15 protein-coding genes are annotated in these 19,039 nt (G+C 47.8%); 7 read left to right on the forward strand and 8 right to left on the reverse strand.

The genetic code is table 11. The features are described from left to right. Positions 1–2 precede the first annotated feature (2 nt). Genes folE2 through xseB form a run of 4 tightly spaced genes read right to left on the reverse strand, consistent with a single transcriptional unit; the run spans position 3 to position 3,913 of the window. Positions 3–830, reverse strand: coding sequence for a GTP cyclohydrolase FolE2 (gene folE2 / locus ICN47_RS07855; protein ID WP_216219388.1), 828 nt, complete (start codon positions 828–830; stop codon positions 3–5). 25 nt (positions 831–855) lie between these two features. Beyond that, positions 856–2,757, reverse strand: coding sequence for a 1-deoxy-D-xylulose-5-phosphate synthase (dxs, locus tag ICN47_RS07860; RefSeq protein ID WP_216219389.1), 1,902 nt, complete (start codon positions 2,755–2,757; stop codon positions 856–858). Positions 2,758–2,777: 20 nt separating this feature from the next. Next, positions 2,778–3,680: a polyprenyl synthetase family protein gene (locus ICN47_RS07865; RefSeq protein WP_216219390.1), complete on the reverse strand. Its 903-nt coding sequence runs from the start codon at positions 3,678–3,680 to the stop codon at positions 2,778–2,780. Continuing rightward, positions 3,680–3,913: an exodeoxyribonuclease VII small subunit gene (gene xseB, locus ICN47_RS07870; RefSeq protein WP_216219391.1), complete on the reverse strand. Its 234-nt coding sequence runs from the start codon at positions 3,911–3,913 to the stop codon at positions 3,680–3,682. The genes ICN47_RS07865 and xseB overlap by 1 nt, the downstream gene beginning before the upstream one ends. A 160-nt stretch (positions 3,914–4,073) precedes the next feature. Here xseB and ICN47_RS07875 point away from each other — a divergent pair, with 160 nt between their 5' ends. Next, positions 4,074–5,180 carry an aromatic ring-hydroxylating dioxygenase subunit alpha gene (locus ICN47_RS07875; protein WP_216219392.1) on the forward strand — a complete coding sequence of 369 codons (1,107 nt, stop codon included), beginning with the start codon at positions 4,074–4,076 and terminating at the stop codon, positions 5,178–5,180. Between the two features lie 37 nt (positions 5,181–5,217). Further along, positions 5,218–6,048 carry a sulfurtransferase gene (locus ICN47_RS07880; RefSeq protein ID WP_216219393.1) on the forward strand — a complete coding sequence of 277 codons (831 nt, stop codon included), beginning with the start codon at positions 5,218–5,220 and terminating at the stop codon, positions 6,046–6,048. A 15-nt stretch (positions 6,049–6,063) separates the two neighbouring features. Here ICN47_RS07880 and ICN47_RS07885 read toward each other — a convergent pair whose 3' ends face one another. From ICN47_RS07885 to polA, 3 genes are read right to left on the reverse strand one after another with little or no spacing between them, the layout of a single operon-like run. Beyond that, entirely contained in the window at positions 6,064–6,837 is a 774-nt protein-coding gene (locus ICN47_RS07885; RefSeq protein WP_216219394.1) for a ZIP family metal transporter, read from the reverse strand. A gap of 5 nt (positions 6,838–6,842) precedes the next feature. Continuing rightward, on the reverse strand, positions 6,843–7,718 hold the full coding sequence (locus tag ICN47_RS07890) for a dienelactone hydrolase family protein (RefSeq protein WP_216219395.1): 876 nt from the start codon (positions 7,716–7,718) through the stop codon (positions 6,843–6,845). Between the two features lie 14 nt (positions 7,719–7,732). Continuing rightward, complete coding sequence (gene polA / locus ICN47_RS07895) at positions 7,733–10,555, reverse strand: DNA polymerase I (RefSeq protein ID WP_216219396.1); 2,823 nt, start codon at positions 10,553–10,555, stop codon at positions 7,733–7,735. 82 nt (positions 10,556–10,637) lie between these two features. Between polA and ICN47_RS07900 the strand changes: the two genes are divergently transcribed. The 3 genes from ICN47_RS07900 to ICN47_RS07910 are packed head-to-tail and all read left to right on the forward strand — an operon-like array spanning position 10,638 to position 12,819. Continuing rightward, positions 10,638–11,045, forward strand: coding sequence for a hypothetical protein (locus tag ICN47_RS07900; RefSeq protein WP_255538970.1), 408 nt, complete (start codon positions 10,638–10,640; stop codon positions 11,043–11,045). Positions 11,046–11,068: 23 nt separating this feature from the next. After that, positions 11,069–12,046: a homoserine kinase gene (locus tag ICN47_RS07905; protein ID WP_216219397.1), complete on the forward strand. Its 978-nt coding sequence runs from the start codon at positions 11,069–11,071 to the stop codon at positions 12,044–12,046. Beyond that, positions 12,043–12,819: a BPSS1780 family membrane protein gene (locus ICN47_RS07910; protein WP_216219398.1), complete on the forward strand. Its 777-nt coding sequence runs from the start codon at positions 12,043–12,045 to the stop codon at positions 12,817–12,819. Before ICN47_RS07905 ends, ICN47_RS07910 begins: the two co-directional genes overlap by 4 nt. Before the next feature lie 10 nt (positions 12,820–12,829). On the opposite strand, the gene ICN47_RS07915 is transcribed toward ICN47_RS07910, so the two are convergent. After that, the gene (locus ICN47_RS07915; protein WP_216219399.1) at positions 12,830–15,193 is read right to left on the reverse strand and encodes a UvrD-helicase domain-containing protein; all 2,364 of its coding nucleotides are present in this window, start codon (positions 15,191–15,193) and stop codon (positions 12,830–12,832) included. Positions 15,194–15,217: 24 nt separating this feature from the next. Between ICN47_RS07915 and ICN47_RS07920 the strand changes: the two genes are divergently transcribed. Together ICN47_RS07920 and galU are read left to right on the forward strand one after the other, a co-directional pair. After that, positions 15,218–18,109, forward strand: coding sequence for a valine--tRNA ligase (locus tag ICN47_RS07920; RefSeq protein WP_216219400.1), 2,892 nt, complete (start codon positions 15,218–15,220; stop codon positions 18,107–18,109). Positions 18,110–18,147: 38 nt separating this feature from the next. Next, the gene (gene galU, locus ICN47_RS07925) at positions 18,148–19,038 is read left to right on the forward strand and encodes a UTP--glucose-1-phosphate uridylyltransferase GalU (RefSeq protein ID WP_216219401.1); all 891 of its coding nucleotides are present in this window, start codon (positions 18,148–18,150) and stop codon (positions 19,036–19,038) included. Position 19,039 lies beyond the last annotated feature (1 nt).

The raw sequence follows: 19,039 nt of genomic DNA on the forward strand, positions 1-19,039 counted from the left end.
GATTACTTAGCGAAGCTAATTCTGGCAAAGGCGCTGTGGTTGTGAATAGATTCAAAGTTCTCAGCCTCAACCACAAAGGAGCGAATACGTTGATCACTCTTTAAACGTCCAGCCACATCGCGCACTAAGTCTTCTACAAACTTTGGATTACTGTAAGAACGCTCAGTAACCCACTTCTCATCAGGACGCTTGAGTAAGCCCCACAACTCACTAGAAGCTTCGCTCTCAGCAGCAGTAATCAAATCCTCTACTGTCATTTTGGTTTGCGAATCCAGTACCACTGTCATCGTGACATGAGAGCGTTGATTGTGCGCACCAAATTCTGAGATCTCTTTTGAGCAAGGGCACAAACTCATCACAGGCACTTGAGCGCGCAAGCCTAACTCAACATCCCCTGCACCAGTGGCATTTTGCTTAGCCGTCGCCATCCAAGTGACTTCGTAATCCATCAAGCTTTCTACACCAGACACTGGCGCTGCTTTTTTGACAAAGTGGGTGTAAGTAAATTGAATATGACCTTCTTTAGCATCGAGCAAAGGCAACATTTCATTGACCATAGCAACTACTGTTGTGCTGTCTACTGGCTCATCTTGTTTTTGCAATAGCGCCATGAAACGGGACATGTGCGTACCTTTGACATGCGCAGGCAAAGCGACATCCATTTCAAACTGACCTACTGAAGGAAAATTACCCGTCTTGCTACGAATCGTTAAAGGATGACGCACACCCCGAATACCAACCTGCTCAATCGGCAAGGCACGCTCATCCACATTGGATTGCACATCCGGCATGGCGCTGGCTTTCAGGAAGGCGGGATTCATATCATTCATAACGCTATTTTCAAGCAAAACGGGCTTATTTGCCTACCAGCGCTGAATTTATTGCCAATAGGGCTGGAAAACGTTGTTTGATGGAATTGGCGATACCCTCCACATCCAGTCCGCACTTGGTCATGAGCAAGTTGTAATCACCATGTTCAATGAATTCATCAGGAAGGCCTAATTGCAAGAGGGGTTTATGAATTCCAAGATTGGAGAGCGCCTCTAGACAGGCACTACCTGCACCACCTTGAATGGCGCCATCTTCAATCGTCACAAAATAATCATGATCTGCTGCCAAGGATTTAATTAAATCAACATCCAAAGGCTTCACAAAACGCATGTTGGCGACAGTGGCATCAATGCCTTCTGCAACCTCGAGCGCCGTATACAGCAAAGTACCAAAAGCCAAAATTGCGACTCGCTTACCAGCATGCGCATTTGACTTGCGACGAATCTCGCCCTTACCTAACGGTAGGGTACGCAATTCTTTAGAAGGTACTGTGCCAACACCCGCGCCCCGTGGGTAGCGCACTGCACTCGGATGTGGCTGATGAAATGCGGTTGTCAATAAATCGCGACACTCGGCTTCATCAGCAGGAGTCAGTACCAACATATTAGGGATGCAGCGCAAGAAAGGAATGTCATAAGCGCCTGCATGAGTTGCACCATCGGCGCCAACGAGACCTGCGCGATCTAAGGCAAACAGGACTGGCAAATCTTGTAGCGCTACGTCATGAATCAATTGGTCGTAGGCGCGCTGCAAGAAGGTTGAATAAATCGCCACTACTGGCTTCATACCTTCACAAGCCATGCCAGCAGCAAAAGTGACTGCGTGCTGTTCAGCAATACCGACATCGTAATAACGTTTCGGGAAATTTTTCTCAAACTCCACTAGACCAGAACCTTCGCGCATTGCTGGGGTAATGCCAACCAATAATGGGTCGGCATGAGCCATATCGCATAACCACTCGCCAAAGACTTGAGTGAAGGTTTTCTTGGAAGCGGCGGGTTTTTTAACACCCTCTTCAGGATTGAATTTGCTGGGACCGTGATAGAGCACTGGGTCTGCCTCAGCCAATTCATAGCCCTGACCTTTACGGGTCACCACGTGTAAGAACTGTGGGCCACGGCCTTCTAAGGCCAAACGGCGTACGTTCTGCAACATCGGAATGAGGGCATCTAAGTCATGACCATCAATCGGACCGAAGTAATTAAATCCAAACTCCTGAAAAATGGTGGATGGTGAGACCATGCCTTTGGCGTGATCTTCGAGGCGTTTTGCAAACTCGCGCAAAGGTGGCGCAATCGAGAGAACGCTATCAATCCCTTTTTTAGTAGCTGAATAAATATTGCCGCTGAGCAATCTAGCAAGATGGCGATTCAATGCACCGACTGCAGGCGAAATTGACATATCGTTGTCATTCAAAATCACCACGAGGGGTAAGTCGTCATAGACCCCTGCGTTATTCATTGCCTCAAATGCCATACCACCGGTCATTGCGCTATCGCCAATGACAGCAACGGCTACATGACGCTCACCCTTAGTCTGAAATGCTCGGGCCATACCCATCGCCGCAGAGATGCTGGTAGAGGAGTGGCCGGTACCAAAAGCATCAAACTCACTTTCAGCACGATGCGGAAATCCGGAGATGCCTTTGTACTGGCGCAAGGTACTCATGCGCTCGCGGCGACCCGTCAATATTTTGTGTGGGTAGCTTTGATGACCGACATCCCAGACAATGCGATCTGCAGGGGTATCAAAGACATAGTGCAAAGCGATCGATAACTCAACCGTACCCAAATTAGAAGAAAGATGGCCGCCGGTTTTAGAAACCGAATCCAAAATAAACTGGCGCAACTCATCCGCTAGAGGAGGCAGTTCTTCTCTTGTCAGTTTTCTTAAGTCTTGAGGGGCGTTAATGGAATCTAGGGTCATTGCATCTAATTAGTATTTACTTACTTGCCTCGGTTCACAACCAAAAAGGCCAAATCTTTTAGGGCTTGAGCCTTGCTGCCAAAACCCTCTAGACTCGCAATAGCAGTTTCTTGCAACTCTTGAGCCGTTTTCTGTGCATAGTCTAAACCCATCAAGGTCACATAGGTCGGCTTATCGTTGATAGCGTCCTTCCCTGCTGTTTTTCCAAGGGTTTGACTATCAGCCGTAGCATCTAACACATCATCGACGATCTGAAATGCCAGACCTAGCGCTTGAGAATAATTCTGAAGATTGGCCATTTGCTGAGCATCAAGTTGAGCAGCAATACCACCCAATTGCACTGCGCAAGACAGAAGTGCACCAGTCTTCATGGCATGCATTTGTTTTAGGCCGGCTAAATCCAGTTTCTTGCCAACACTCTCCAGATCAATTGCTTGACCGCCTGCCATTCCGCGCGATCCTGATGCAGCGGCAAGTGCGCTGATCATCGCAAGACGCATATCGGCAGCGCACTGTGCCTTTGTCAAGACCTCAAAGGCGCGTGTTTGCAAAGCATCGCCAACCAAAAGTGCAGTAGCGTCATCGTAGGCTTTATGCACTGTAGGACGGCCACGACGTAAATCATCATCATCCATGCAAGGCATGTCATCGTGCACTAATGAGTAAGCATGAATACATTCGATTGCTACTGCTGCCGAATCTAAAGCAATTTGTTTGGCAGCGCTGTCATCACCACCCAATTGCCCTGCAGCAAAAACCAGCAGTGGTCGAATACGTTTGCCGCCGCCTTGCGCCGCATAACGCATTGCTTTATGTAAGCGTAGCGGGGTTGTTTGCGCAGAATCCAATAAGGCATCTAATGCAAGCTCAGTACGCTCAGAGTGGGAAGTAAGCCACTCCTGAAAGAGATCAGCAGAACTCATTAAGCCTCAAATACTCGAACCTGTTGTTCTACTTGAGCAAGGACAGCTTGGCAATGTTTAAGCAAAGCGGCGCCACGCTGATAGGCCAAAAGTGTCTCTTCCAAAGAAAACTTTCCAGACTCCATGTCAGAAATCAACTTCTCAAGCTCTTTAACCGCCTGCTCGTAACGTAAATCAGGGTCGATTTGAACTTCAAGGCCGGGTTTTTGGCTCTCAGACTTCTTGGCTGGCATATAGGATTTCCTTGATATTTCTCTCATTTTAGCCCTACCCATCCAAGGCAAACGGGGTCCAAATGGGTATAATCCTTCCCTTCCTGTCCAATATCGATCCGTCGATGGTTGGATTGGTTATTCCGCTTAGCTTCGGCTGACGTTTTCGGGGGTGGGGAGAATGACTAATCTGGCTACCGCGCAGCAGCTTGCGCCGTCCAATTTACAACTGCCGGTTTCGGCATATTTTGACGCTGACTTGTATCAGCGAGAAATTGATCTGCTTTTCAAGCAGGGGCCTGGCTATGTCGGTCACGAACTCATGGTTCCAGAAACTGGGTCTTACCAAACATTGACCTCTGAAAATGAAGGTCGTTTATTGGTTCGCAACCCACAAGGCGTTGAACTACTGTCCAACGTCTGTCGTCATCGCCAAGCACTGATGCTCAATGGTCGAGGCATCGCAGAAAATATTGTGTGCCCACTGCACCGCTGGACTTATGACTTGGGCGGTAACTTATTGGGTGCGCCCCATTTCGAAAATAAGCCTTGTCTGAATTTAGGAAAATCTCCTCTGCAAAACTGGCAAGGACTTTTATTTGAAGGTCCACGGGATGTTCGTAGTGATTTAGCCAATCTCGGTGTTGCTGAAGATTTAAAGTTTGATGGTTACATGCTTGACCATGTAGAAGTGCATGAATGCAATTACAACTGGAAAACCTTCATCGAGGTTTATCTCGAGGACTACCACGTAGTTCCTTTTCATCCGGGTCTTGGTAAATTTGTTTCTTGCGAAGATCTGCGCTGGGAGTTTGGTGATTGGCATAGCGTACAAACCGTTGGTATTCATAAGAACTTAGAGACGCCTGGTTCAGCTACTTATCGCAAATGGCATGAAGCAGTCTTACGTCACCATGAAGGCAAGACTCCAAGACATGGCGCCATCTGGTTAACCTACTATCCGAACGTGATGGTGGAATGGTATCCCGGCGTACTCTGCATCTCTACGCTGCACCCACTTGGGCCCAATAAAACTCGCAATATCGTGGAGTTTTATTACCCCGAGGAAATTGCCCTATTTGAGCGTGAATTTGTAGAGGCAGAACGTGCCGCCTATATGGAAACCTGCATAGAAGATGATGAGATTGCAGAGCGTATGGATGCTGGACGCGCTGCATTGCTAGCACGTGGCGTCAATGAAGTTGGCCCCTATCAAAGCCCTATGGAAGATGGGATGCAACATTTTCATGAATGGTATCGCCGCGTCATGAACTTTCAGGGCGCATAATTAAGGCATTACCCAACTCACCTACTTAGGAAGCCTCATGACTCCTCTAATTACCGCAAACCAGTTAGAAGAAATCATCAATAGTGGCGAGAATGTGTTGTTGTGTGATTGCCGCTTTGACTTAGTCAATCCAAAAGCCGGCAGACAAGCCTACGAAGAGAGCCACATGCTCGGCGCCATATATGTAGATCTAGATCAAGATTTATCTGGGTCTAAAACCGGTAGCAATGGACGTCATCCACTACCAAGTCCTGAAGCATGGGCACAAACTAAAACACGTCTTGGCATGCATGCCAACACCCTGGTGGTTGCCTATGACAAGCAAGGCTCAGTGTATGCCAGTCGTTTATGGTGGATGCTCAAAGCTACAGGACACGCCAATGTGCGCGTACTCGATGGCGGCTTAGATGCCTGGAATGGTCCCATGGGCAGCGTTCCCCGCAAACCAAGCCCTGCGCCCCAACCCCTAGCCCCCATACCTTATTTCGGTCTCGTACTAGTAGATGAAGTAGTGGGCAATATCTCTTCCAAGAAGAATCTGTTGATTGATGCCCGATCAAATGATCGCTTTCATGGTGAAAATGAAACACTCGATCCTATCGGCGGTCACATCCCTGGTGAAATCAATCACTTCTTCAAAGACAATTTATCAGCTACTACTTTTAAGACGCCGGAGCAACTCTATAAAGAGTTCCTAGAATTACTCGGCTCTACTAAAGCGTCTGATGTCATTCACTCATGCGGCTCTGGTGTGACTGCTTGCCATAATCTCTTGGCCATGGAAACTGCGGGACTCAAGGGCTCGCGGCTTTATGCAGGTAGCTGGAGCGAGTGGTGCTCAAACCCTGGCAGACCGATTGAACTGTAAATCTATTTTTAGAATTTAGTGCAGCAAAGATAGCAGGATGACAAATCCTACGCCGCAGGCAATCAACACCGTTTGACGCAAGGATTCTGCCCAGTGTGGGCGACGGTGCATTTGCGGTATGAGGTCACTCACCGCAATATAAATAAAGCTACTAGAAGCAATGACTAAAAGATAGGGCATTGCTGCGTGCGCTCTCTCTAGGAAGAAGTAGGCCAGCACACCACCAACCACCGCCGATAAACCACATATAAAGTTGTAGATCAGAGCGCGCGTTCTTGTGAAGCCCGCATTAAGCAAGACGATGAAGTCGCCAATCTCTTGGGGAATCTCATGGGCAATGATGGCAATCGCAGTAAATATCCCCACTTGATAGTCAGCCATAAAAGCAGCCGCAATCAAAATGCCATCCACAAAGTTATGAATCCCATCGCCAACTAGAATCATCCAACCACTCCGGCCAGCATTCTCGGCATCATGCCCATGGTGATGGTGGTGACCATCTCCCTCGTGGTGGTGATCATGACGTAGTAGCGCAATTTTCTCGAGCAAGAAAAATCCCAGCAACCCAGCAAGCAAAGTAGCAAATAGTAATTGGGGGCTCGCACCCTCCATACTAAAAGCCTCAGGCAAAGAATGCAGTAGGGCGGTGGCTAACAAAATACCCACCGACAAACTCACCATGTTGTTCACCATCTTGGCAAGCAATGCCAAGGAACAACTGGCGGCTACCAATACGCTGGCAGTGCCTGCGAGCGCGGTAACCAAAAGAATGCTTTGTAAAACTGACATGCGGATTAAGCTACTCCATATTTCTTAAACCAGCCTACGCACTTTTCCCAACCATCTTTTGCAGGACCTTCACGATAGCTTGCACGATAGTCTGCATGGAAAGCATGTGGTGTATCTGGATACACCACAATCATGGATGCTTTGGCAGCAGGATTTTTAGGGGCCGCTTCCGCCAATGCAGTGCGCATTTGCTCAACACTTTCCAAGGAGATACCGGTATCAGCGCCACCATATAAGCCCAACACAGGCGCCTTGAGATCAGCGGCAATATCGACTGGATGACGTGGGTTACCTTCGGTTTTATCGCCAATTAAACGACCGTACCAAGCTACCCCAGCGCGCACCTGCGGCAAGGTTGCAGCGAGCCAAGTAATGCGACCACCCCAACAGAAGCCAGTCACGCCAACTCTTTTTAGATCACCGCCATTTTTGCTAGCCCATACCAGTGCTGCCTGCAAATCATTAATGACCTGAGTATCAGAAGTCTTAGAAATAATGTGTGTAAAAATTTCTGCGGTAGTGCCGTAAGCATTGGGATCGCCAGCACGAGTGAAAAATTCTAGAGCGATCGCAAGATAGCCCATCTTTGCAAATCGTCTTGTGACATCTGCAATGTGTTCATGTACACCAAAAATTTCACTCACAACAATAATGATTGGTAGTGGACCTGTCGCCTTTTCAGGCCGGGATACATAAGCCGGCAGAGGAAAGCTTCCGACGGGGATCATTTGTTCACCCGCTTTAATGCCCTTGAAATCGGTTTCAATGGCTGCAGCCATTACTGGCTCGGATGCCGCTACAAATCCAATGCCAAGCCCAGTTGCACCGATTGCAGACGCCTTCATAAAAGCCCTTCTACTGTTTTGTGTTTTGTCATTCATTGCTTGTCTCCTCCTTAGTGTGCTTCTTCCCAATTATCGCCAATACCGATACTAACCACCAAAGGAACCTTGAGCGCAGCAACATTGCACATCAAATCGGGCAACTTTGCTTGCAAAAGCTCTAGCTCATCTAATGGCACGTCAAATACCAATTCATCATGAACCTGCAACAACATCCTAGTCTTTAACTTCTCTTTTTCCAGCCAGTTCTGACTGGCAATCATCGCCAGCTTAATTAAATCGGCTGCAGTGCCTTGCATGGGGGCATTAATCGCAGCGCGCTCAGCGCCTTGACGACGGGGGCCATTAGAACCCTTAATCTCTGGAAGCCAGAGGCGCCTGCCAAATACGGTCTCTACATAACCATTCTCTCGCGCCTCTAGACGGGTACGCTCCATGTATTGTGCAACCCCTGGATAGCGGTCGAAATACTTGGCAATATAGTTTTGCGCTGCAGAGCGCTCAATACCCAGATTGCCTGCTAAACCAAAAGCACTCATGCCATAAATTAATCCAAAGTTAATTACTTTGGCATAACGTCTTTGCTCAGAGTTCACATCTTCTAAGGGAATTCCGAAAATCTCAGCAGCAGTTGCCTGGTGCACGTCCTTACCAGTTCTAAATGCTTCTAGAAGATTTTCATCCTCAGCAATGTGCGCCATGATGCGCAATTCAATTTGCGAATAGTCAGCTGATAGTAGTTTGCAACCATCAGCAGGAATAAATGCCTCCCGAATACGACGGCCCTCTTCAGTACGTACGGGAATATTTTGTAAATTGGGATCGCTCGATGCAAGACGTCCAGTCACAGCGGTAGCTTGAGAAAAATTCGTATGCACTCGGCCCGTCTTAGGATCCGCCATGCGCGGCAGTTTCTCAATGTAGGTAGACATTAATTTAGCTAAGCTACGGTAATCCAAAATACGTGCCGGCAAAGGATAGTCTTCAGCTAATTTCTGCAGCACCTCTTCATCGGTAGACGGCGCCCCTGATGGGGTCTTTTTAATCACTGGTAATTCCAGTTGCCCGAACAGAATCTCTGCAATCTGCTTAGGCGACTGAATATTGAAGGGTTGGCCTGCCAGCTGATGAATTTCACCCTCCAACTCAAGTAAGCGTTTACCAACCTGCTGGCCCTGCTTAGCCAATAGAGCTGAGTCGATACGAATGCCATTGCGCTCCATGATCCCGAGGACACGCATGGCTGGCATCTCCACTTGCTCATAGATATAAAGCAAACCCGGACTTTCCTGAATTTGTGGCCAGAGCTCTAAATGTAAGCGCAGGGTGATATCGGCATCTTCCGCTGCGTAATTTGTTGCGACCTGAAGATCGACTTGATCAAAACCAATTTGATGCACCCCTTTGCCGCAAACCTCTTCATAACGAATAGTCTTCACACCCAGGTGCCGCTCGGCCAAGCTATCCATGTTGTGAGGCATGTGAGACTCGAGCACATAGGACTCCAGCAAAGTATCAAATGCAACACCTTGGAGTGTGATGCCATAGTTTGCAAAAATATGAATGTCGTACTTGAGATTCTGCCCAACCTTTAATCGATTTGCGTTTTCTAACCATGGCTTGATACGTGACAGAACGTAATCTCGATCCAATTGCGTCTCGCCATTACGGTGCGCTACGGGTATATAACAAGCCTCACCCGGTTTGACTGATAAAGAAATTCCCACCAACTCTGCCGCCAAAGCATCCAGACTCGTTGTCTCGGTATCCACTGCAGTGAGTAAGGATTCCTCAATCTTTTTCAACCACTTGTCTAAGCCAACTTCGTCAACTACACACTCATATTGACGCTCAATAGCATCCTGCAAATCAGTAGTGTCTTGTGAAAGAGTCTTAGTGGGTGATGATGCAATCGCGCGGGATTTTTTTTCTTCAAGCACCTCTTCAGAAATGGGTGTGCCCGCTAGATCAAATCCGCCCTCTATCTCTGGAGTCTTATCTGATATGCTTTCCAGGCGCTTTTCAACATCGCGTAACCAGGTTTTAAATGCATAACGCTCAAATAAATCTCGCAGAAGTTGCGGGTTCTCTGACTTAGCATGCAAGTCATCTAAGCCAGGCAAATGCGGGGAGAGATCACAATCAGTTTTAACGGTAATGAGTTGGCGCGCTTGTGGCAACCAATCTAAGGAGGCGCGTAAATTTTCACCTACGACACCCTTCACTTGATCTGCATTTGCCATCAAGTTATCGAGATTGCCAAATTCTGCTAACCACTTGTTTGCTGTTTTAGGTCCCGCCTTAGGAACGCCGGGAACGTTATCTACCGCATCGCCAATGATCGATAAATAGTCAACGATGAGTTCAGGGGGCACACCAAATTTTCCAATGACACCGTCGATATCGAGCGTTTCATTGGTCATCGTATTAATCAAAGTGACAGAGGGATTTACTAATTGCGCCAAATCCTTATCGCCTGTTGAGATGATGGTTTCCCAGCCTGCTTGAGTAGCCTGACACGCTAAAGTACCAATCACATCGTCAGCCTCTACGCCAGACACCATTAATACAGGCCAACCCATCGCTTTGACCATCGCATGGATAGGCTCGATTTGCTTCACCAAGTCTTCTGGCATAGGTGAGCGATGCGCTTTGTACTCGGAGTACATTTCATCGCGAAAAGTCTTCCCCTTGGCATCAAAAACGCAGGCAATATGGTCTGCTTTGATCTCAGAGCGTGCCCGACGCATCATATTGACCATCCCATAGATGGCGCCGGTAGGATCACCAGCCCCATTTCGCAGGTCTGGCATGGCGTGGAAGGCACGATAGAGGTAGCTAGAACCGTCTACCAACAAGAGTCTATGTTTAGTCATACCGCAATCGTACAATCTAGTTGTGAATTGCCTACAGGACTGGTTAAGTAACCACCCGAAAGTAGGCCTTAAAAGGTGAAAAATGATGCATGCTCTTACTAACTTAATTGGCCATTTTTTTAGCCAAAACCTTGCTCTGATGAGCTTTTTAGTCTGTTTTGGACTTTTTGGTTCTAGCGTGACCCACGCTCAGAATAACAGCCAGGCTTTAAGTCCTACAGAGCTCAATCGGATTAATAGCCAACCCCTAGCACCATCTGTCAGCGGGACAGGAGTAATTAATGCGCCCGAGGCCCGCAAACCAAGCTATCAATACAAAGCTAGCAATGGCACAGAAATTACCGAATACAAGGATGTGAATGCGCCTACCCAAGTAGACGTCAAGACGCCCTATACCAGCTATGAAATGGCGCCACCCACTTCAGTGATGCCTGGCGTACCGAGAGAAACTGATCTGCTAAGCGTGCCCAGCATTAGCCTCCCTTTCTAGTCATCACGGTATCTTAGTAATTTATGGCTGTATTTACTCCGATCGAATTAAGCGATATCTCCGAATGGATTACGCGTGACTTTAATATCGGTCAAGCCACAGAAATACGCGGTATCCATGGCGGAATTGAAAACTCGAATTTCTTTCTAGATACAAATCTAGATGGTAAGAAACAAGAATTCGTTCTCACTATTTTTGAGCGCTTGTCTGCAGAGCAACTTCCCTACTACTTGGAGTTGATGCGTCACTTGGCGATCCAAGGCATTCCAGTTCCCAAGCCAATTGAAAACAAGCAAGGACAGATTTTGTTCTCGCTCAAGGGCAAGCCAGCAGCGATTGTTACTAAGCTCCCGGGCCTATCCCGCCTAGCCCCCGAGGCAAAGCATTGCGCGCTGGTAGGCGAAATGCTTGCGAAGATGCATCTCGCAGGAAAAGATTTTTCTAAGACCCAAGAAAACCTGCGCAGCCTTGCGTGGTGGCAAAAAACAGTTCCACTCGTTTTGCCTCACTTAGATCCTGCGCAAAAAGAATTACTCAGCACAGAACTAACTACTCAAGAACAATTTTTTGGTTCTAGCCAATACGCCGCTTTACCTTACGGCGCAAGTCATTGCGACTTATTTAGGGACAATGTTTTGTTTGACCCTCAAGGTGCAGCCGATACTGCTAATGATCGTCTAGGTGGCTTCTTTGATTTTTATTTTGCTGGTACCGATAAATGGCTTTTTGATTTAGCAGTGACAGCAAATGATTGGTGCCTTGCGGAGAACAAACAAGACTTAGATCCCGAACGTTTGCATGCCTTAATGCACGCCTATCAATTTGTTCGCCCACTGACAAAAGAGGAGCAAGCCAGTTGGCCGTTAATGTTACGTGCTGCAGCGCTACGCTTCTGGATTTCTCGTTTATGGGATTTTCATTTGCCCAGAGATGCCCAAATGTTGACACCACATGACCCCATGCACTTTGAACGCATTCTCTTAAGCCGTCGCTCATTATGAAACTCAATACCCTTGCAGCAAAAGAAGGCTACACCTGGATACGACAAGGCATCTGGCTCTTTAAGCAAAGTCCTTTAGGCTTTTTAATGCTGGTCTTTATGTATGTGTTTGCTGCTCAGCTAGCGGTCATCATTCCAGTGATTGGGGTCTTTGCTGTACTTTTACTGACGCCTACTCTATCAGTGGGATTTATGACGGCCTGTCGCCAAGCGATTCAAAAAGAACGTATTCGTCCAATGGTGTATTTGGTTGCCTTGCAATCCACCCCCCTCATTCGTAAGCGCATATTGCAATTAGGCTTGGTATATGCCGCTTTGATTTTGGCACTCAGCTTTACGCTCAGTCTCGTAGTGGATTTTGAATTGCTATTGCCGCTGATGACTAGCGACAAAGCCATCACTCCAGAAGCGCTGCGCCAAATCTATTTAGTCTTGTTTTTTGGTGCACTCCTTTACATTCCCGTGGCAATGTTGATGTGGTTCTCACCTATCTTGGTGGCTTGGGCTGATATGCCGGTAGCACAAGCACTCTTCTCCAGTGCGCTTGCTTGCTGGGCTAATCGTGGCGCATTCTTTTTATATCTTGCTATTTGGAGCGTCATTTTGATTGCTATTCCCCTCGCAGTAGGAATGACCTTTGATGCGCTGAATATAGGGCAGGCGGCTTCCTTCGTGATCGCGCCGATCTCGATGGCGGGATTAACGATCATGCACTGCTCTTTCTTTGCGACTTGGAAAGCCTGCTTTACTGAGGATGAAGTACTGCCAGTCTAAGTTAGATACTTCAGTCGATTGCCGCTAACTTGGCAATACTGAGCTGTAACCATTTCACACCATGACGCTTAAAGTTCACTTGCGCCCTTGCATCCGCATCAACACCCTCTAAGCCAGTCACTCGTCCTTCACCAAACTTTGTATGAAAGACATTTTGACCAATCGTAAAGGGGTAATCCCCTCTAGGTGGTGCCGCCATTCTTCTGACTTCAGTCGAGGCTGATCCAATTCGCTTCGTAGGCCTTGGTCTCTCACTACCAGAATCAAAGAAGTCATTGGACTCATACTCACGCTGACGGGTGTAACCATCTTGCCAAGTTGACCCTGATCTTGCGCTACCACCCCAACGCGCATCCTTTGCTTTAGGCGTTAACCATTTCAGGGATTCTTCAGGAAGCTCTTCCAAGAAACGGGATGGCATGTTGTAGCGTACTTGACCATGCAACATACGTGACTGAGTGTGAGAGAGGTAAAGACGCTCTTTGGCACGAGTAATGGCGACATACATTAGGCGTCGCTCTTCCTCTAAACCATTTTGCTCATTCACACTATTCTCATGAGGAAACAGACCTTCCTCTAAGCCAGTAATAAAGACGGAGGTAAATTCCAGGCCTTTAGCAGAGTGCACTGTCATCAACTGCACAGCATCTTGCCCTGCTTGCGCTTGGTTGTCGCCCGCCTCTAAGGATGCGTGGGATAAGAACGCGGCTAGTGGTGAAACCTCGACCACACCAGGAGAATTTTCACCAGGCAACATGGCCGCAGCAGCATCCTGCCCGTAACCCTCTTCTGCAATAAAGGCCGTTGCGGCGTTAATCAGTTCTTGTAAGTTTTCGACGCGATCTTGACCTTCGCGCTCAGTTAAATAATGCTGTATCAGTCCGCTGTGCTGAATCACAAATTCAACAGTTTCAGGCAAAGTATTGTAACGAGTAGCTTCACGCATGTGATCTACTAAACGCACGAACCCACCTAGCGCTGCACCTGCTTTACCCTCTAAAGATGAGGCAGCTAAATACAACGAGCACTGCTGAGCTCTTGCGGCATCTTGCAAAGCTTCAATGGATCTTGCGCCAATACCCCGTGTCGGAAAATTCACCACTCGCGAGAATGAGGTGTCATCGTTGGGATTTTCAAGTAAGCGCAAATAAGCCAATGCATGTTTAATTTCCGCACGCTCGAAGAATCGCAAACCACCATAAACCCGATACGGAATACCCGCAGAAAATAAAGCGTGCTCAATGATGCGTGACTGCGCATTACTGCGATAAAGCAAGGCAATCTCAGTGCGCTTAATGCCGCTTTTGACCAATGCTTTGATTTCATCAACAAGCCATGCGGCTTCAGCATGATCACTGGGCGCATCGTAAATACGCACTGGCTCTCCATGACCTGCATCGGTGCGCAGGTTCTTACCTAAGCGCTCAGAGTTATTCGCAATTAAATGATTTGCTGTATCCAGAATATGACCGTGCGAGCGATAGTTCTGCTCCAACTTAACCATCATTGGATGATATTGCTTTTCATAGAGGCGCATGTTCTCAACGTCTGCGCCGCGGAAAGCATAAATACTTTGATCATCATCGCCAACCGCAAACACTGCGCTACTACCCATACCGCTGACATTAATGCGGCTTGCATCATGGCCAGACAATAATTTGAGCCACGCATATTGCAAGGCATTCGTGTCTTGGAACTCATCGATCAAAATATGACGGAAGCGTTCTTGATAATGCGTCCGAATGGGTTCGCTGTGTTTCAGGAGCTCATAGCTTCGTAATAGCAACTCAGCAAAGTCGACAACGCCCTCACGCTGACACTGCTCATCATAGGCGGCATAGAGCTGCGCCATCTTTGCCTGAAAATCATCACCTAAAGATAAATCTTTGGCACGTTGACCGCGCTCCTTGGCGTGCGCAATAAAGTATTGCAGTTGCTTAGGAGGATACTTCTCGTCATCGACCTTTAAGCCTTTCAAAAGTCGCTTAATGGCGGAGAGCTGATCCTGCGTATCCAGAATCTGAAAAGTGGAAGGCCAGCCCGCTTCTTTGTGGTGAGCTCGCAATAAACGGTTGCAAAGACCATGGAAAGTGCCGATCCACATGCCTCGAGTATTGATAGGCAACATAGCACTCAAGCGCAGCATCATCTCTTTGGCAGCCTTATTGGTAAAAGTCACCGCCAAGACCCCAATGGGGGAAACTTGTCCGGTTTGGATGAGCCAAGCGATACGGGTGGTGAGAACGCGAGTCTTTCCGCTACCTGCCCCGGCCAAAATCAAGGCGGATTGGGCCTGGCCATTTTCATTGACGGGCGGGAGGGTTACTGCCTCGCGCTGTTCTGGATTGAGGTTCGCGAGCAAGTCTGAGTACATCGTCCCAATTATAATTTGCCTCTTATGCCAAATGCCTCAAATACCCCTAATTCTCCAGCGACCAGCTCGGTAGACGAACTCGCCAAATCCTACGAACCTGCCCCGATTGAGGCCTACTGGGGCCCAGAGTGGGAGCGTAGAGGGATTGCTGATGCCAGCATGGATGCTGATAAGGGTGATTTTTCTATTCAGCTGCCTCCGCCGAACGTCACCGGCACCCTCCATATGGGTCACGCTTTCAATCAAACCATCATGGACGGTTTGATTCGTCATGCGCGGATGTCCGGAAAAAATACCTTGTGGGTACCGGGTACTGATCACGCCGGTATTGCTACGCAAATCGTGGTGGAGCGTCAACTCGATGCACAAAAAGTTTCTCGCCATGATTTAGGCAGAGAGAAGTTTCTAGAAAAAGTGTGGGAGTGGAAAGAAACCTCTGGCTCTACCATTACTCGTCAAATTCGTCGCCTAGGTGCATCAATTGATTGGGCTAAAGAATATTTCACGATGGACAGCAAAATGTCCAAAGCAGTTGTCGAAGTATTTGTACGGCTGCATGAGCAAGGTTTGATTTATCGCGGTAAGCGTCTCGTGAACTGGGATCCTGTTTTGGGCACCGCTGTTTCTGATCTTGAAGTGGTAAGCGAAGAAGAAGATGGCTCAATGTGGCATATCCGCTACCCGCTCACAGATGGATCAGGACACCTCACAGTCGCTACCACCCGCCCAGAAACCTTGCTGGGTGACGTTGCAGTCATGGTGAACCCTGAAGATGAACGCTACAAACATCTCATTGGCAAGTCTGTAAACCTGCCTTTATGTAATCGTGAAATTCCGATCATTGCCGATGACTATGTTGATTTGAACTTTGGAACTAGTGTTGTCAAAGTCACTCCAGCGCACGACTTTAATGACTATGCAGTTGGCCAACGTCATCAACTTCCCTTAATTAACATTCTCACTTTAGATGCCAAGATCAATGAGAATGCGCCAGCCGTTTACCAAGGCTTGGAACGTTTTGCGGCACGCAAACAAGTCGTTGCCGATCTTGAAACTGCTGGACTATTAGAAAAAGTACAGCCTCATAAGTTGATGGTGCCCCGCGGTGATCGCACCCAAACCATTATTGAGCCGATGCTCACTGATCAGTGGTTTGTGGCAATGTCTAAGCCAAGTCCTGATAACCAATATCAACCAGGCTCTTCTATCGCTGGCGCCGCCTTGGATGCCGTTACCAAAGGCGATATCAAGCTTGTTCCAGAAAACTGGATCAATACTTACACGCAGTGGTTAGAAAACATTCAAGACTGGTGTATCTCTCGTCAACTCTGGTGGGGCCATCAAATCCCTGCCTGGTATGGCGATGATGGGCAAATCTTTGTGGCACGCTCAGAAGCAGATGCCAAAGCCCAAGCAGCCAAAGCCGGCTACACCGGCGCGCTCAATCGTGATCCCGATGTGCTCGATACCTGGTTTAGCTCTGCCTTAGTTCCCTTTAGCTCCCTTGGTTGGCCAGAGAAGACCCCTGCTCTCGAGCACTTCTTGCCTTCATCTGTATTGGTGACCGGTTTTGACATCATCTTCTTCTGGGTTGCTCGGATGGTCATGATGACCTGCCACTTTACTGGCCAAGTGCCTTTCCACACCGTCTATGTTCATGGCTTGGTGAGAGACGCTGAAGGTCAAAAGATGAGTAAGTCCAAAGGCAATACTTTGGATCCTATTGATTTAATTGACGGCATCAAAATAGAAGAGCTCGTTGCCAAGAGAACTACTGGATTGATGAATCCTAAGCAAGCAGAAAGCATTGGTAAGAAAACCAAGAAAGAATTTCCTGAGGGCATTCCTGCCTTTGGTACAGATGCTTTGCGCTTTACCTTTGCCTCACTAGCCTCTTTGGGCCGCAACATCAACTTTGATCAAAAGCGCTGCGAAGGCTATCGCAACTTCTGCAACAAACTGTGGAACGCCACCCGCTTTGTGTTGATGAATTGCCCTGGAAGCCTTGAAGAGAATGGCTTTGCTCCATGCGATGACCAGTGCGGTCCTGATGGTTATCTCGATTTCTCTCCAGCAGACAAATGGATTGTATCGATTCTGCAAAAAACTGAGGCGGATGTTGCTAAAGGTTTTGAGAACTATCGCTTTGACAATACTGCGAGCAGCATCTATCAATTCGTGTGGGATGAATACTGCGACTGGTATCTAGAGCTAGCCAAGGTTCAACTACAGACTGGCACTCCTGCACAACAGCGCGCCACTCGCCGCACATTATTACGCGTACTTGAAACTATCTTACGCATGGCGCACCCACTCATTCCGTTTATCACGGAAACACTCTGGCAAACAGTTGCTCCCAAGACTGGCAAAGTTCTCGCGGATCAAGCAAAGCAAACTATTGCACTTCAAGCTTATCCAGTTGCACAACTTGATAAAGTCGATGAGAAGAGTGAAGCCTGGGTCGCTCAGATTAAATCGATTGTGGATGCGTGCAGAAACTTACGCGGTGAAATGCAAGTTCCTCCGGGTCAAAAAGTACCGCTGTGGATTAGCGGTCCTCAAGCATTCTTGGAAAAGGCCACTCCTTACCTCTTGGCATTAGCCAAGCTTTCTGAAGTCAAGATCTATAGCGATGAATCTGCTCTTGAAAAAGAGGCGCCAGGTGCTCCAATGGCTTTAGTTGGCGATCTCAAGCTCTTACTCAAAATCGAGGTGGATGTAGCTGCAGAGCTTATCCGCCTAGGTAAAGAAATTGAACGTCTGGCCAACGAGATCAACAAGGCAAACGCTAAACTGACCAACGAAAGCTTTGTAGCCAGAGCCCCAGCTGAGGTTGTAGCCCAAGAAAAACAACGCCTTACAGGCTTTGAGCAGAACCATCAGAAGCTTGTTGCACAATTAGAGCGACTGAAATAACTCATTACGCATAAACAGAACGACAGAACGGATTACCGATGCCATTACATTTCAACTCCAAAAAAGTAACTAAGGCTGTTTTTCCAGTGGCAGGATTTGGAACCCGCTTTTTACCTGCTACCAAAGCAAGTCCAAAAGAAATGCTCAATGTCGTCGATAAGCCATTAATTCAATATGCCGTTGATGAAGCGATTGCCGCTGGCATTACTGAGTTGATTTTCGTAACCGGCCGTAGCAAGCGCGCGATTGAAGATCACTTTGATAAAGCCTATGAATTAGAAGCAGCGCTTGAAGCTAAAAATAAGCAGGACCTTCTCCAGCTCGTTCGCAGCGTTAAACCCGATCATGTGGATTGCGTCTACATCCGACAGTCCGAGCCCCTAGGCTTAGGTCATGCAGTTTTATGTGCAGAAAAATTAGTGGGCGACGAGCCTTTTGCAATCATCTTGGCGGATGATCTCTTGGACGGTCAACCACCAGTGCTCTCTCAAATGCTCAAAGTGCATGAAGAACAAGAGGGCTCCGTATTGGCTGTTGAAAAAATTGACCCTGCCAAATCAAGCTCTTACGGCATCATCTCAGGCCAAGAAGTGAATAAAGGGATCTATCGCTTAGATGGCATTGTTGAAAAACCAAAGCCAGCAGATGCCCCTTCAAATCTAGCAGTTGTGGGGCGTTACGTTCTTTCATCCAGAATCTTTGATCACATTCGCAATGTAAAACCAGGTGCAGGCGGCGAAATTCAACTGACTGATGCGATTGCAGCCCTACTCAAAGAAGAGCCCGTGTTTGGCTATGAATACGATGGGGTTCGCTATGACTGCGGTAGCAAACTGGGCTACCTCAAGGCGTCCGTGGATTTTGCTTTGCGCCACCCAGAAGTAGCGACTGATTTTGCGGCTTACTTAAAAAGCCGTTCACTTACTTAAA

This window comes from Polynucleobacter sp. AP-Latsch-80-C2 (assembly GCF_018882185.1).
Taxonomy (GTDB): Bacteria; Pseudomonadota; Gammaproteobacteria; order Burkholderiales; family Burkholderiaceae; genus Polynucleobacter.

Coding starts and splice junctions, on each gene's coding strand:
- folE2 (WP_216219388.1), bottom strand. CDS start 830: ATGAATGATATGAATCCCGCCTTCCTGAAAGCCAGCGCCATGCCGGAT.
- dxs (WP_216219389.1), bottom strand. CDS start 2,757: ATGACCCTAGATTCCATTAACGCCCCTCAAGACTTAAGAAAACTGACA.
- ICN47_RS07865 (WP_216219390.1), bottom strand. CDS start 3,680: ATGAGTTCTGCTGATCTCTTTCAGGAGTGGCTTACTTCCCACTCTGAG.
- xseB (WP_216219391.1), bottom strand. CDS start 3,913: ATGCCAGCCAAGAAGTCTGAGAGCCAAAAACCCGGCCTTGAAGTTCAA.
- ICN47_RS07875 (WP_216219392.1), top strand. CDS start 4,074: ATGACTAATCTGGCTACCGCGCAGCAGCTTGCGCCGTCCAATTTACAA.
- ICN47_RS07880 (WP_216219393.1), top strand. CDS start 5,218: ATGACTCCTCTAATTACCGCAAACCAGTTAGAAGAAATCATCAATAGT.
- ICN47_RS07885 (WP_216219394.1), bottom strand. CDS start 6,837: ATGTCAGTTTTACAAAGCATTCTTTTGGTTACCGCGCTCGCAGGCACT.
- ICN47_RS07890 (WP_216219395.1), bottom strand. CDS start 7,718: ATGAATGACAAAACACAAAACAGTAGAAGGGCTTTTATGAAGGCGTCT.
- polA (WP_216219396.1), bottom strand. CDS start 10,555: ATGACTAAACATAGACTCTTGTTGGTAGACGGTTCTAGCTACCTCTAT.
- ICN47_RS07900 (WP_255538970.1), top strand. CDS start 10,638: ATGATGCATGCTCTTACTAACTTAATTGGCCATTTTTTTAGCCAAAAC.
- ICN47_RS07905 (WP_216219397.1), top strand. CDS start 11,069: ATGGCTGTATTTACTCCGATCGAATTAAGCGATATCTCCGAATGGATT.
- ICN47_RS07910 (WP_216219398.1), top strand. CDS start 12,043: ATGAAACTCAATACCCTTGCAGCAAAAGAAGGCTACACCTGGATACGA.
- ICN47_RS07915 (WP_216219399.1), bottom strand. CDS start 15,193: ATGTACTCAGACTTGCTCGCGAACCTCAATCCAGAACAGCGCGAGGCA.
- ICN47_RS07920 (WP_216219400.1), top strand. CDS start 15,218: ATGCCAAATGCCTCAAATACCCCTAATTCTCCAGCGACCAGCTCGGTA.
- galU (WP_216219401.1), top strand. CDS start 18,148: ATGCCATTACATTTCAACTCCAAAAAAGTAACTAAGGCTGTTTTTCCA.